Source organism: Streptomyces sp. HmicA12 (genome assembly GCF_000373565.1).
In the GTDB taxonomy this organism is placed as follows: Bacteria; Actinomycetota; Actinomycetes; order Streptomycetales; family Streptomycetaceae; genus Streptomyces.
In genome coordinates this window covers 55,497-69,143 of sequence record NZ_KB891801.1, presented here as the reverse complement: position 1 = coordinate 69,143, position 13,647 = coordinate 55,497, and the positions used below count along the sequence as shown (strand labels likewise).

Here is a 13,647-nt window from a genome sequence, read left to right as displayed (position 1 = left end):
AAAGACGCCGCACATGACTGCCGACCCGGCCCTGAAGATCACCACGCTCGCCGAGCGGCCCGAACTGCGCGACGCGATGTGGACGATGCCCGACACCTGGCCGGTGTTCGTGCAGCACGACGCGGTCGGCTGGTCCTTCATGGGGCGGATCGCCGTCGATTTCCCCGAGTACGTCCTGGTCGCCACGGGCGAGTCCGGTGACGTGGTCGCGAAGGGCGTCAGCGTGCCGTTCGCCCAGCACGTCGAAGGGCGCGGGGGAGTGCTCCCCGACCGTGGCTGGGACCGGGTCGTCCAGTGGGCGTTCTCCGACCTGCGGCGCGGCGTCGTGCCCGACACGGTCAGCGCCGTCGAGATCACCATCGTGCCGCGCCTGCTGGGCCGCGGCCTGTCCGGGCGGATGCTCGCCGCGATGCGGGAGAACGCGCGGGCGCACGGCTTCGGCGAGGTCGTCGCGCCGGTGCGGCCGAGCGCGAAGCACCAGGAGCCCGCGGCCCTGATGAGCGAGTACGCGTACCGGACCAGGGAGTCGGACGGGCTGCCCGAGGACCCCTGGCTGCGGGTGCACGTGCGCGCGGGCGGGGTCATCGAGAAGGTGGCGCCCGCCTCGATGACGGTGTCCGGGTCGCTCGACGAGTGGCGCGAGTGGACCGGCCTGCCCTTCGACACGGCGGGCCCGGTCGAGGTGCCCGGCGCCCTGGTCCCGGTGCACTGCGCGCCGGAACGCGGCCACGCCGTCTACGTCGAGCCGAACGTATGGGTGCGGCACGCGCTGTGAACACCCGCTGCGCGCGCGTGCTGTGAACACCCGCGGCGCGCGCGTGCTGTGAACACGCCGGTGCGGCACGCGTCGTGAACGCGTGCCGCACCGACCGCCCCCCTCGGGCGGATCACCCGGGCTCCGTCACACCTTCAGGTCCCACTGCGTGCCGTCGTACTCGAAGCTCGGCGTGACCTCGACCGTGAGGTTCTTGGCGTCCGCCGGGGCGTCGAAGGCGTAGACGACCGTGGCCTTCTTGCCCGGCAGGATCGTGCCGTTGAAGCCCGCGCCCACCTTGTCGTCGAAGATCTCCTCGGCGGTCACGCCTTCCTTGCCGGCGCGGGCGTCGGCGGTCAGCAGCGTCGCGTCGAACTTCGCCTTGCTGTCGTTCGTGACCGTGACGGTGACCTTGTAGGCCTTGTTGCCCTTGGTGTGGCCCACGGCGTACTCGTTCGGGTTGAACGTCACCGCGTTCGACACCGTCACCGTCAGGTCGTCGTCGTAGACCACGGAGTCGCCCGCTTCGAGCGTCTTGCCGGCGACCGGCTTCTCGTCGGCCTTGTCGCCCTTACCGCCCTTGTCTTCCTTGCTCTTGTCGTCTTTCGCGCCGCCGGACGGCTTGGTGTCCTTGGCCTTCGTGTCCGACACCGACTTGTTGATCTCGTCGACCGCGTCGTCGACGGCCTTGAACGTGGTGTACGCGCCGAAGATCGCGAGGCCCATCGCGATCACGCCGAGGATCGCGCCGGTCAGCGCCACCCCCTTGTTCGTGGCCTCGCCCCGCTTGGCGCGCCCGCTGCCCGTCAGACCCAGGATCACGGCGATCACGCCGAGGACACCGGCCAGCCAGAACATGATCGGGATCACCCCCGACAGGGCGCCGATGACGCCGAGGATCAGCGCCGCCGTCCCCAGGCCGTTGCGCGCGATCCGCTGCGGCCCCTGCTGCGGCGGCTGGAACGGCGGGTACTGCGGGTGCTGCTGGGTCTGGGACATGGGATTCCTCCGAGATGAGAGACGCCAACCTCCCCCCGGCTTTCCGTGTGTCCGGCGGTTGGCTGGGTCAAGAACACCATCTTCTGTGAACCGAGTCAACCGCGTTCACGAGAATTGAGGTGTGAACACTTGTGAATGGGGTTCTTATGCGGAGATCGGTAGGGTCGGGCGTACACGCCGGGCCACGGCGTCCATGCCATGCCACGAGGGGAGCCGCTGCGGTGCAGGACAACGCGACAGAGGTGACGGCCGCCGGTATCGCCCGGCTCGCGGGGGTCGGCCGGGCCGCGGTCTCCAACTGGCGGCGTCGGCACGCCGACTTCCCCAAGCCCGTCGGCGGCTCCGACACCAGCCCCTCCTTCGCGCTCACCGAGGTCGAGGACTGGCTGCGCACCCAGGGCAAGCTCGCCGAGGTCCCGCTGCGCGAGCGCGTCTGGCAGCAGCTCGCCGGACACCCGGCGGGCCCCGTCACCGCACTGCTGCACGCCGGAAGCGCCCTGCTGCTCGTGCACGACCGCTCCACCGAATGGCTCGCGCTCGCCGGGACGGCCGACGACAGCGCCCTCGCCGAGCGCCTCCCGGCCGCCCTCGAAGGCGTCCTCACCCCGCGGTTCGGGCACGCGGCGGAGCGCGCCCTCGCGACGCCGACGTCCGCCGCGCTGCTGCCCTCGGTGCCGCTGCTGCGCGGCGCGGCCGAACTCGCCGCCGAGCTCGGCGCCCGCCGCACCTTCGCGTTCCTGCTCGGCCGGCACCTCGACGCGAACCCGCGGCAGTACACGCTGACCCCGCCGGGCCCCGCCGCCCTGATGGCCGCCCTCGCGGGCCCCGCCACCACCGTCCTCGACCCGGCCTGCGGCACCGGCGCCCTGCTGCACGCCGTGCGGAGCCTCGACGCCCGTCCCGGCCGCCGCCTCTACGGACAGGACTCCGCCCCCGAACTCGCCGCACTCACCGCCCTGCGCCTGGCCCTGGACGGCAACGGGGAGGACGACGCCCCCACCCTGCGCACCACCGCCGCCGACACCCTGCGCGGCGACGCCCTGAGCGACGTACAGGCCGACGTGGTGCTCGCCCACCCGCCGTTCAACGAGCGCGGCTGGGGCCACGACGAACTGGCCTACGACCCGCGCTGGGAGTACGGCTTCCCGGCCCGCACCGAGTCCGAACTGGCGTGGGTGCAGCACGCGTTGGCCCGCCTCAGGGACGGCGGCACCGCGGTCCTGCTGATGCCGCCCGCCGTCGCGTCCCGCCGCTCGGGCCGCCGCATCCGCGCCGACCTGCTGCGCCGCGGCGCCCTGCGCGCGGTGATCGCGCTGCCCGCCGGCGCGGTCCCGCCGAACAACGTGCCGCTGCATCTGTGGGTGCTGCGCAGGCCCGCCGGAGCGGGATCGTCGACGCCCGCCCCCGAGCTGCTGCTCGTCGACACGACGTCCCTCGCCACCCCCGGTGACGTGCGCGAGAAGCAGTCCTGGGCCGCCGTGCAGGACGCCGTGCTCGACGCCTGGCGCACCTTCGACCAGGCCGGGTCGCTGGCGGAGCGCCCCGGGGTGGCCCGCTCCGTGCCGGTCATCGAACTGCTCGACGACGAGGTCGACCTCGCCCCCGCGCGCCGCCTGCCCCCGCCGGCCGCGGGCGGCGGCGGCGCCGCCGAGCTGGCCGCCGTACGGGAGGACCTCGCCGACACCCTGCGCCTGGCCACGAAGCTCGCCCCGGCGTCCGCCGCCCCGGCCGCCGAACCCGCGCGCTGGCCGCAGATCACGGTCGGTGAACTCGCCCGCGCGGGCGCCCTGTTGATGCGCACGGCGTCATCCGTGGGCGGCTACTCCGGTACGGGCGACCACGCGCGCGTGCCGGTCCTCACCGACCACGACGTCCTCACCGGCGCCGCCCCCTCCGGGACGCTCACGGGCGACGACGAGCCGTTCCTCCTGGTCGCGGGGGACGTCGTCGTGCCCGTCGTCGGCGGCGGCGCCACCGCCCGCGTCGTCGACGAGGCCACCGAGGGCGCCGCCCTCGGCCGCGGTCTCGCGCTGCTGCGCCCCGACCCGGCCGCGCTCGACCCGTGGTTCCTCGCCGGGTTCCTGCGCTCCACCGCCAACAACCGCCAGGCCAGCAGCTACGCCTCCACCGCGACCCGGCTCGACGTGCGCCGCCTGCAGCTGCCCCGCCTGCCGCTGGCCGAACAGGCCGGATACGGCGAGCGGTTCAGGGCGCTCGCCGCCTTCGAGGACGCGCTGCGCACCGCGGGACGCCTCGGCGAGCAACTCGTCCAGGGCCTGCACGACGGCTTGACGGACGGCACGCTCGCACCGGAGTGAGGGCCACCGCCCGGGAAGGTCCACAACGGTTCGGTACAACCCGGGGCCGGTTGTCATGGTCGGCCTATACGCTCGAAGGAACAGGCACGACGAGCGAACCAGGAGCAACCATGTACGGGCCCGGCGCGGCACCTCCCTCGCGCAACGAGGGCACGGCCATCACCCTGCGGGTGCTGTTCGCCGTGCTGTCCGTGCTCAGCTGCGGCCTGTTGTCGTGCGTTCCGCTGTTCCGCGTCGCGATGCTGCGCGGCAAGGTGATCGACTGGATCGTCGCCTGGGCCGCGCTGCCCCTGTCGCTGACGCTGCTCGCCATCGTCGGCGCGTTGCCCGAGGAGGACCCGCGCACGGACGTCGCGCTCGCCATGGTCCTGATCATCGCCGCCGGCAGCGCCGCGCACTACGTCATCTTCGACATACGCAGGCTGCGGGCGCTGCCGCCGTCGCCCATGGGCATGTACCCGCCGACGGCCCCGACGGTCGGCTACGGCTACCCGCACCCGCAGCAACCCCAGCCGCAGCCGCAGCCGTACGCGCAGCCGCCCCTGCACCACACGATGCCCTCCCAGGCCCCCGTCCCGCCGCCGCAGCAACCCCAGCCGCAGCAGCCCCCGCAGCCGCAGCCTCAGCAGCAGAACCAGGGGCAGCCGCCGCACCGCATCGACCAAGTGCGCGCTGAACTCGACGAGTTGAGCGACTACCTGCGCAAGCAGGACGGCGGTCAGTGACCGCGATGACAGGGCTTCCCACCACCGGCGGCCACATGATCGCCGGACGCTACGAACTGTCCTCGCTCATCGGCCAGGGCGGCATGGGCCAGGTCTGGACGGCGTACGACCGGCGCCTGGACCGCCGCGTCGCCGTGAAGCTGGTCCGCCCCGACCGGGTCGCCGGCGCCGAGGCCGACGAACTGCGCCGCCGCTTCCTGCGCGAGTGCCGCGTCACCGCCCAGGTCGACCACCCGGGCCTGGTCACCGTGCACGACGCGGGCACCGAGGGCGACGGCAGCGACGGCTCCACGTCCTTCCTGTACCTCGTCATGCAGTACGTCGACGGGTCCGACCTCGCCGACCACCTCGCCGAGCACGACCCGTACCCGTGGCCGTGGGCCGTCTCCACCGCGGCCCAGCTGTGCGCCGTCCTGTCGGCCGTGCACGCGGTGCCGATCGTGCACAGAGACCTCAAGCCGCGCAACGTGATGGTGAAGAAGGACGGCACCGTCACCGTCCTCGACCTCGGCGTCGCCTCCGTCCTCGACACCGACACCACCCGCCTGACCCACACCGGATCGCCCATCGGCACGCCCGCCTACATGGCGCCCGAGCAGGCGATGGGCGGCGCCGTCGGCCCGTACACCGACCTGTACGCGCTCGGCGTGCTGCTGCACGAACTCCTCAGCGGCGACGTCCCCTTCGCGGGCACCACCGCCCTCGGCATCCTCCACCGCCACCTGTACGAGGCCCCGGTCCCGGTCCGCCAACTGCGCCCCGAAGTACCGGAAGCGCTGGAGGCACTGGTGCTCCGCCTCCTCGCCAAGGACCCGCAGCACCGCCCGGACTCCGCCCAGCAGGTCTACGAGGAGCTGCTCCCGCTGCTGCCCTCGCGCGGGGTGCCCACCGGCCGCCCGCTCGACCCCACCCGCCCGTTCCTGCGCCCGCACGCCCCCTGGCCGGACCGGGCCGTCACGCCCGCGCCGCAGCCCGCCGGGGCCGAGATGCAGGGCACCCAGGGCGGGCGCCCCGACGTGGCCCGCGCCGTCGACGAGGTCAAGCGGCTGCTCGGCGAGGGCCGCATCACGCAGGCCGTCGACATCCTCGGCGCGATCCTGCCCGAGGCGGCCGCCCAGCACGGCGAGCACTCGCCCGTCGTGCGCACCCTGCGCAAGCAGTACGCGGCCACGCTCATGGACGACGGTCAGTACCGCCGCGCCCTGCCCGAACTGCGCCGCCTCGCCGACGAGCGCGCCGCCGAGGCCGGACACGCCGACCCGCAGTCCCTCCAGTTCCGCTACGAGTCCGCCCAGTGCCTGGAGGCCCTCGGTGAACCGGCCGCGGCCCTCGCCGAGTACCGCTCGCTGCTCCCGTACTACGAGAACCAGTACGCGACCACGGACCTGCGTCTCGCCCTGGAAGTGCGCCGCCGCATCGGCCAGTTGCTGCTCGCCGTCGGCGACCGGGGCGCCGCCCAGGAGACCCTGATCCGGCTGCTGCACGACTCCGAGCGGCTGCACGGCCCGGCCCACCCGTTCCCGTCGGAGGTGCGGCGCACCCTGCAGTGGCTGGGACAGGTCAGGGGCTGACCGGCAAAGATCCGGGCAACCCCGGGTCAAGACCTGTCTCCCGGCTGTCCCACACCTGTGCGACCAGGCATGATCGGATCGCCCGCAGCACGCCGTTCGATCGAACGTGCCCGTGCCCTGACGTCCTCTCACCAGGGCCTGCCGGCGCCCCCCCGTACACCTCCCGAGAAACACCATCGCCATGCGCTCACTGCCCCGTGCCGCCGCCCTGCTCACCGCGGCCGCCGTCCTCCCGCTCGCCCTGACCGCGTGCTCGTCCGACGACACCACCGACGCCGCCAAGTCCTCGGCCGGTAAGTCCTCCGCCGCGAAGTCCGAGGACCCCGACGCGGGCCTGGCCACCGGCGCCCGGCTGAAGAAGGCGCTCGCGCCCGCGTCGTTCTTCGGCGCCGGCTACTCCGTCGACAAGTCCGCGGCCCGCGACACCGGAACCACGTACCAGGAGCCGACCAGCGACCCCGCAGCCGTCACCAAGCCGGACTGCGCGAAGCTCGGCGGCACCAGCTGGATCGCCCTCACCGGCGACGAGGGCGTCTCCTTCGCGCAGAACGACTACATGAACGCCGACACGACCGCCGACATCGCCCAGGAGATCGACGAGTTCCGGGGCACGACGGCCACCACGGTCATGAAGCACCTGGTGCGGGCCGTCGCCGCCTGCCCCACCTACAAGGACGCGGACACCAAGTCCGAGGTGAAGGTGTCCGGCAAGGCGACCGCGGGTCTCGGCGACGACGCGTACACCGTCACGCTCACCGACTCGGTGTGGGACAACGGCACGACCTTGATCGCCGTCCGCAAGGGCACGTCCGTCGTCACGGTCATGTCGACGGACGGCCACGACAACGGCGCGGCCACGGCGGGCAAGCTCGCGAAGCGAGTAACTGACAGCCTGTAAGGCAGCTTTGTCGCCTGTTACCTTTCGATGCGCTCCGGCGGGGGAGCCGGGCGCGATCACCAGATGTGTACGAATCAGGGGTGGGAATCGCATGTCCACGCACGGGTCCAAGAAGTCCGGCAGCCACCGACTCTCCAAGCGGAACCGTTACCTCGCATGGAGCGCCGCCGGAGCCGTCGTCGTCGCGGGCGGCGCCTTCGCCGCGACCTCCGCCTCCGCGGCCACCACCTGGCCCGCGCAGAAGACGTTCACCGGCCGCGCCTTCGACACCTGCACCGCGCCGTCCGCCGCCGCGATGAAGGCCTGGCACACCGGGTTCTACGGCGCCGCGGCCGTCTACGTCGGCGGCAAGAACCGCGGCTGCGCCCAGCCCAACCTCACCGCGTCCTGGGTCAAGACGGTCAGCGCGCAGGGCTGGAAGCTCATCCCGCTCTACGTGGGTGCGCAGCCGCCGTGCCAGACCGGCACCCGCAACGAGAAGATGACCACGTCCAACGCCGCCACGCTCGGCACCGCCGACGGCAAGGACGCGGTGGCGAAGTCGGCCGCGCTCGGCATGAAGGCGGGCAGCGCGATCTACCTGGACATGGAGCCGTACGACATCAAGGACAGCTCCTGCAACAAGGCCGTCCTGAACTACGTACGCGCCTTCGACAAGGTCCTGCGCGGCAAGATCTACCGGGCCGGCTACTACGGCTTCTCCAGCTCCAGCGCCGCCGCGATCGCCACCGCCACCGACCGCACGGACCTGCCGGGCAACCTCTGGTACGCCAAGTGGGACAAGGTGAACACCACGACGTCCGACTGGCCGTGGTCCACGTCGCTCTACACGAACCACAGCCGCGCGCACCAGTACATGGTCAACAGCAAGGAGACGCGCGGCAGTTACACCATCACGGTGGACCGCGACGCGTGGGACGCGCCGGTGGCCATCGTCGGCTGAGGCGACGGGCCAACAAAGTCGGCGGGGGTACCTCATCTCCCGACGAATCGTTGTCGAATAGGTGGCCGAGCCCGCGGCCACCTCCTAACATCGATCACCGCCGGACTTTGTGCACCGACGCACAAACTCGCCGCAGGGAGGCCCACCTTGCACCGCCGCCGCATTGCCATCGCGTTCACGTCCGCCGCCGTCGCCGTACCTCTCCTCACCGCCTGCGGAAGCGAGGCGCACCCCGGCGCCGCGGCCGTCGTCGGTGGGCAGCGCATCACGGTCTCCCAGCTGGAGAGCCGGGTGAACGAGGTGCGGGACGCGCAGCAGGCGGCCACCGCCGACAGCGCGCAGTACGAACAGGCCATCGCCAAGACCGGCGGCCTCACCCGCAACACCCTGCACACGATGGTCCTCGACCGCGTGCTGCACCGCGCCGCCACCGACGCCGGCATCAGCGTCTCCCGCAAGGAGATGCAGGAGATGCGGACGGGCCTGGAGCAACAGGCGGGCGGCGCGAAGCAGTTGGAGGCCGCCTGGCTCCAGCAGTACAACGTCCCGCCCAAGCGGCTCACCGAGTCCCTGCGCACCGAGATCGAGGCGCAGAAGCTGTCGACGACACTTGGCGCCGACACCCGGACGCAGGAAGGGCAGGCCGTGTTCTGGAAGGCGCTCGCCCGGGCGTCCAAGGAGCTGAACGTCGACCTGAACCCGCGCTACGGCAACTGGGCCGTGACGAAGAACGGCGCCGTCGGCCGCGTGGACGCCAAGACACCGTGGCTGAACCAGGTCACGAAGCAGGAGCCGGCCCAGGCGGCCCCCGAGACGGCATAGCGGCGGGCATTGTCGGCGGCCTGCGTTACGTTCGAGGCGTGAACGACGACACCACTCCCGACGCCGGCCGCATCGTCCTGCTCACCACCAGCCACCGGGTCGCCCCCGGTCTGCTGTCCTGGCAGGCATGGCAGGTCCTGCGGGCCGCCGACCAGGTGCTCTGCGCCGACGCGGCGCACCCGCAGCTGCCGTACCTGAAGGAGGCGGGCGTCGAGGTCACGCTCGCGAGCCCGGTCGCCCGCGACCTCGTGGAGAGCTGCGCCGACGGCGCCCGCACGGTCGTCGTCCTGACCACGGCGGAGGGCGACCGCACCCTCACCGACGGCCTGGCGACCCTGGCCGGCTCCGGCCGCGTGGCGATGCCGGCGCTCGAACTCCTCCCCGGTTCCTACGATCTTCCGGGCGCCCGCCTCCTCGACCTCGTCCAGGTGATGGACCGCATCCGCCGCGAGTGCCCCTGGTCGTCCCTGCGCACCCACGAGGACCTGGCGAAGTACGCGATCGAGGAGGCGTACGAGCTGGTCGAGGCGATCGAGACGGGGGACAGGGACGAGCTGCGCGAGGAGCTCGGCGACGTCCTGCTCCAGGTCGTCTTCCACGCCCGGATCGCCCAGGAGGCGACGGGCGAGGCAGAGGACGGGAGCGACGAGCCGTTCTCCATCGACGACGTCGCGGGGACCATCGTCGACAAACTCGTCCACCGCCACCCGCACGTCTTCGGCGACGACACCGCGTCCACGCCGGAGGAGGTCAGGGAGCACTGGCTGCGCACCAAGGCCGAGGAGAAGCAGCGCACGTCCGTCACGGACGGCGTCCCGGTCGGCCAGCCGGGCCTGGCCCTCGCCGCGAAGCTCGGCTCCCGGGTCCGGACGGCGGGCCTGGACGTGCCGCTGCCCACCGGCGCGGGTGTCGGGTACGAACTGCTGGCACTCGCCCTGCGCGCCGAGGCGGAGGGAGTCGACCCGGAGGCCGCGCTGCGGGCTGCCGCCCGGGCTTATCGGGATGCGGTGCGGGTCTCGGAGGGGCTGGACCAATAGGGGCGCGGGGCTGTGTCGATATGCGGCTCCGCCGCGCGGGCGCGCTCACCCGTCACGGCTGAGCGCGCAGTTCCCCGCGCCCCTTACGGGGCGGATAACGTCGGGGCGTGACCGAGAGCCCCGCCCCGCACGACGCCCCCGACATGCCCGAACTCTTCACCTGGGAGTTCGCCAGCGATCCGTACCCGGCCTACGCCTGGCTGCGCGAGCACGCCCCCGTGCACCGCACCACGCTCCCCAGCGGGGTGGAGGCGTGGCTGGTCACCCGGTACGCGGACGCCCGGCAGGCCCTCGCCGACCAGCGGCTCAGCAAGAACCCGGACCATCACGACGAGCCCAGCCACGCCAAGGGCAAGACGGGCATCCCGGGCGAGCGCAAGGCCGAGCTGATGACGCATCTGCTCAACATCGACCCGCCGGACCACACCCGCCTGCGCCGCCTCGTCTCGAAGGCGTTCACCCCGCGCCGGGTGGCCGAATTCGCCCCCCGGGTCCAGGAGCTGACCGACCGCCTCATCGACGAGTTCGCCGCCAAGGGCGAGGCCGACCTGATCCACGACTTCGCGTTCCCGCTCCCCATCTACGCCATCTGCGACCTGCTCGGCGTCCCGCGCGAGGACCAGGACGATTTCCGGGACTGGGCGGGGATGATGGTCCGGCACGGCAAGGGGCCTCGCGGTGGGGTCGCCCGCTCGGTGAAGCTCATCCGGAACTACCTGGCCGACCTGATCCATCGCAAACGCGCGGCTCTCGACGAGAGCGACGGCTCCGACGACCTCATCTCCGGCCTGATCCGCGCCTCCGACCACGGCGAGCACCTCACCGAGAACGAGGCAGCAGCCATGTGCTTCGTGCTCCTGCTCGCCGGTTTCGAAACCACGGTCAACCTCATTGGCAACGGCACGTACGCCCTGCTGAGAAACCACGAGCAGATGCAGGAGTTCCGCACCACCGTCGCCCGAGGGGACACTGCGGTCCTGGACACCGCGGTCGAGGAACTGCTGCGCTTCGACGGGCCGGTGGAATTCGCCACCTGGCGCTTCGCCACCCAGCCGTTGGAGCTTGCAGGGCAGCACATCGCGAAGGGAGAACCCGTACTCGTGGTGCTGGCGGCGGCCAACCGCGATCCGGCCCGCTTCGACCACCCTGATGTCCTGGACCTCGACCGGCGCACCAACCCCCACCTCGGTTACGGCCACGGCATCCACTACTGCCTCGGTGCACCGCTGGCCCGTCTGGAGGCCCGTACCGCTCTTGCGACACTCCTGGGCCGCATCCCCGACCTGGCACTGGCCGCGGACCCGGCAGATCTGCGTTGGCGTGGCGGACTGATCATGCGCGGGCTCAGAACCCTGCCCGTCACCTTCACCGCGCAGCCTGTCGGGACGTGCCAGGAAACTTCCTGATCTGCCGTCACGGGCGCATCACGCGACGTAGCGTCACCGACAGAAGTCCGGCCGAGAACGCGGTCCGGGAGAGGTACGCGGTGCTGCCCGGGGATGGTGTGCAGTACGAGCGCCGTATGCGGGAGTTCGACCAGGCCGTCGCCGACCACGAGGAGTTGTTGCTGCGCAAGGTGCCGGAGTGCGTCGCGGCAGGAGTCGCTCCGGCCGTGCCGCAGGCCGCGGTTGAGCGTATGCAGGAGGAACTCGACGATCTGCGCCGTCAGCGTGCTGTGGCCGCGGAGTGGCTCGCCGGGAGGGAAACGCGTGACGGACAGCGAGACGAACTGCTGGTTGCCATCGCGTCCGGGACGTCCCCCGGCACGAGCCTGCGGCTTGACCTGCTCCGAGGTCTCTTCGAGGTGCTCGATGTGAAAGTGCGCTGCGCGACACGCGACTTGCTGTATCGGGCGGGAGTCAGATGTCCGGTCGGCGCGTGGCACGAGGAGACGGGCACGCTGGTTCCGCCCGACCCCACGGACGAGGAGTGGCAGTCCGTCGTCGAAGCAGTCCGCCCCTCCTTCACCCAGCGCCACTTCACCAGCAAGTACGACATCCGCCAGCAGTTCAACGGCATGCTGCACCGGCTCCGGCGCGGACTGACCTGGGGACCTCCGCAGGCCGTCAGGGAGCGTCAACTCTCCTGGTGGAAGAAGGGAGCCTGGCCCGCTGCCGTGCAGGCGCTGCAAGCGGACGTACGGGGTGAACCGGTGCGCCGACCCTCCGGCGTGCCCGCTTTCCGGATCACCACGAGCATCGGCGAGCGGGGGGTGGAACCGGTGGAGGAAAGGTTGTGAACTGTGCCGATTCATCGCGTAGTTCGCAGTTGTTCCCAGCCCCCCGGCAGCTGATGCTGCGTCAGGACTGTGATGTTCACGTGATCTGCGCTGCATCGACTTGTGACAAGCGTTCGAGTCCCGCTACGTTCACCAGTCATCGCGACACATGCACAACCGGCACCACCCGTCCACCCCGTCGCGTGCTGCATCAGTCTCGCGAAAGGCAATCGCATGCTCTCCGGGAACGGCCGTCACCGGCGCCCCCGTCAGGCCCCTGCCCTCGTCGTCGCCGCCGGAGTCACCGGCAGCGCCATCGCGATCCCGCTGCTCGCGGCGACGAACGCGAGCGCGGCCTCCACCGCCACCTGGGACAAGCTCGCCGAGTGCGAGAGCGGCGCCCAGTGGAGCCTGGACGCGGGCAACGGCTACTACGGAGGCCTGCAGTTCTCGCAGGAGATGTGGGAGCGGTACGGCGGGCTCGAGTACGCGCCCAGAGCCGACCAGGCCAGTCGCTCCCAGCAGATAGCCGTCGCCGAGAAGGTCCTCGACGACAGGGGCCCGACCGCCTGGCCGAGCTGCTCGATCACGGCGGGCCTCACCAAGAGCGACGACTCGGCCGACGTCGACCCGGGCGCGACCACCTCCCCGCAGTCGTCCGACACGGACTCGGGAGAGAAGAATCACGACGAGTCCGGCGCATCGGACAAGTCGTCGGGCAAGTCGTCGGACGACTCGACGAGCAAGGTGAGCGGCAAGTCGTCGGACGACTCGTCGGACAACTCGTCGGACACGGAATCGGACGAGACGTCCGACGATGCGTCAGCTGACGACTCCGCCGACGCCTCCGCCGATACCTCCGGTAACAAGGCGGGCGACAAGGGTGGCGCGACGGACGATGAGTCCGCTCAGTCCGGCGCCACCTCCTCGGACAGCCCCGAAGCGACCCCTGACGCCACCTCTGACGCCACCTCAGACCCCTCGGCCTCCGGCCGCCACCGCGGCGACCGCGCCACGGACGACACCGCCGACTCCCGCGCGGGAGACGGTCGTCACGCCTCGCGCGACGACCGGCGTGCCGCGGACGGCTACACGGTCCGCGCCGGCGACAACCTCTGGGACATCGCCGACGCCCAGGACGTGCGGGGCGGGTGGACCGAGCTCTACGACCTGAACAAGAAGACCGTCGGAGCCGACCCCGACCTCATCCTTCCTGGTCAGAGTCTGGATCTAGGCCTCGAATCGGGCGAAAAGTAGCGGGAGTTCAGGGGTCTTTGGGGCGCGTATGTCCGCTTTTGCTCGAGTGAGACATGAGTCTCAAAGACCCTGATCGTCTTTGAAATAGGGCGGATCGACTGCTTA

12 protein-coding genes are annotated in these 13,647 nt (G+C 71.6%); 11 read left to right on the top strand and 1 reads right to left on the bottom strand.

Translation table 11 applies throughout. From position 1 onward, the window contains the following. Nucleotides 1-13 precede the first annotated feature (13 nt). Nucleotides 14-775 carry a hypothetical protein gene (locus B072_RS0109970; protein ID WP_018529793.1) on the top strand — a complete coding sequence of 254 codons (762 nt, stop codon included), beginning with the start codon at nucleotides 14-16 and terminating at the stop codon, nucleotides 773-775. 126 nt (nucleotides 776-901) lie between these two features. Here B072_RS0109970 and B072_RS0109965 read toward each other — a convergent pair whose 3' ends face one another. Then, the gene (locus B072_RS0109965; RefSeq protein WP_018529792.1) at nucleotides 902-1,753 is read right to left on the bottom strand and encodes a DUF4190 domain-containing protein; all 852 of its coding nucleotides are present in this window, start codon (nucleotides 1,751-1,753) and stop codon (nucleotides 902-904) included. A gap of 221 nt (nucleotides 1,754-1,974) precedes the next feature. Between B072_RS0109965 and B072_RS0109960 the strand changes: the two genes are divergently transcribed. The 10 genes from B072_RS0109960 (at nucleotide 1,975) to B072_RS0109915 (ending at nucleotide 13,542) form a co-directional block, all read left to right on the top strand. Then, nucleotides 1,975-4,071 (top strand): N-6 DNA methylase, encoded by a 2,097-nt coding sequence (locus B072_RS0109960; protein WP_018529791.1) that lies wholly within the window; start codon nucleotides 1,975-1,977, stop codon nucleotides 4,069-4,071. Between the two features lie 110 nt (nucleotides 4,072-4,181). After that, the gene (locus B072_RS47700) at nucleotides 4,182-4,796 is read left to right on the top strand and encodes a hypothetical protein (protein ID WP_018529790.1); all 615 of its coding nucleotides are present in this window, start codon (nucleotides 4,182-4,184) and stop codon (nucleotides 4,794-4,796) included. A 5-nt stretch (nucleotides 4,797-4,801) separates the two neighbouring features. After that, a complete protein-coding gene (locus tag B072_RS0109950) occupies nucleotides 4,802-6,367 on the top strand; it encodes a serine/threonine-protein kinase (RefSeq protein ID WP_026245644.1) in 1,566 nt (521 codons plus the stop codon). A gap of 181 nt (nucleotides 6,368-6,548) precedes the next feature. After that, nucleotides 6,549-7,265, top strand: coding sequence for a hypothetical protein (locus tag B072_RS0109945; RefSeq protein WP_018529788.1), 717 nt, complete (start codon nucleotides 6,549-6,551; stop codon nucleotides 7,263-7,265). 91 nt (nucleotides 7,266-7,356) lie between these two features. Continuing rightward, complete coding sequence (locus B072_RS0109940; protein ID WP_018529787.1) at nucleotides 7,357-8,208, top strand: glycoside hydrolase domain-containing protein; 852 nt, start codon at nucleotides 7,357-7,359, stop codon at nucleotides 8,206-8,208. Nucleotides 8,209-8,355: 147 nt separating this feature from the next. Continuing rightward, entirely contained in the window at nucleotides 8,356-9,030 is a 675-nt protein-coding gene (locus B072_RS0109935) for a SurA N-terminal domain-containing protein (protein WP_018529786.1), read from the top strand. 38 nt (nucleotides 9,031-9,068) lie between these two features. Continuing rightward, nucleotides 9,069-10,067 (top strand): nucleoside triphosphate pyrophosphohydrolase, encoded by a 999-nt coding sequence (locus B072_RS0109930; protein WP_018529785.1) that lies wholly within the window; start codon nucleotides 9,069-9,071, stop codon nucleotides 10,065-10,067. Nucleotides 10,068-10,210: 143 nt separating this feature from the next. Next, entirely contained in the window at nucleotides 10,211-11,473 is a 1,263-nt protein-coding gene (locus tag B072_RS0109925; RefSeq protein WP_051127147.1) for a cytochrome P450 family protein, read from the top strand. Continuing rightward, nucleotides 11,455-12,306, top strand: a complete 852-nt coding sequence (locus tag B072_RS0109920) for a hypothetical protein (protein ID WP_158689176.1) — start codon at nucleotides 11,455-11,457, stop codon at nucleotides 12,304-12,306. The genes B072_RS0109925 and B072_RS0109920 overlap by 19 nt, the downstream gene beginning before the upstream one ends. A 213-nt stretch (nucleotides 12,307-12,519) precedes the next feature. Then, nucleotides 12,520-13,542 carry a transglycosylase family protein gene (locus B072_RS0109915; RefSeq protein WP_018529782.1) on the top strand — a complete coding sequence of 341 codons (1,023 nt, stop codon included), beginning with the start codon at nucleotides 12,520-12,522 and terminating at the stop codon, nucleotides 13,540-13,542. Nucleotides 13,543-13,647: the final 105 nt, after the last annotated feature.

Coding starts and splice junctions, on each gene's coding strand:
- B072_RS0109970 (WP_018529793.1), top strand. CDS start 14: ATGACTGCCGACCCGGCCCTGAAGATCACCACGCTCGCCGAGCGGCCC.
- B072_RS0109950 (WP_026245644.1), top strand. CDS start 4,802: ATGACAGGGCTTCCCACCACCGGCGGCCACATGATCGCCGGACGCTAC.
- B072_RS0109915 (WP_018529782.1), top strand. CDS start 12,520: ATGCTCTCCGGGAACGGCCGTCACCGGCGCCCCCGTCAGGCCCCTGCC.
- B072_RS0109925 (WP_051127147.1), top strand. CDS start 10,211: ATGCCCGAACTCTTCACCTGGGAGTTCGCCAGCGATCCGTACCCGGCC.
- B072_RS0109965 (WP_018529792.1), bottom strand. CDS start 1,753: ATGTCCCAGACCCAGCAGCACCCGCAGTACCCGCCGTTCCAGCCGCCG.
- B072_RS0109940 (WP_018529787.1), top strand. CDS start 7,357: ATGTCCACGCACGGGTCCAAGAAGTCCGGCAGCCACCGACTCTCCAAG.
- B072_RS0109945 (WP_018529788.1), top strand. CDS start 6,549: ATGCGCTCACTGCCCCGTGCCGCCGCCCTGCTCACCGCGGCCGCCGTC.
- B072_RS47700 (WP_018529790.1), top strand. CDS start 4,182: ATGTACGGGCCCGGCGCGGCACCTCCCTCGCGCAACGAGGGCACGGCC.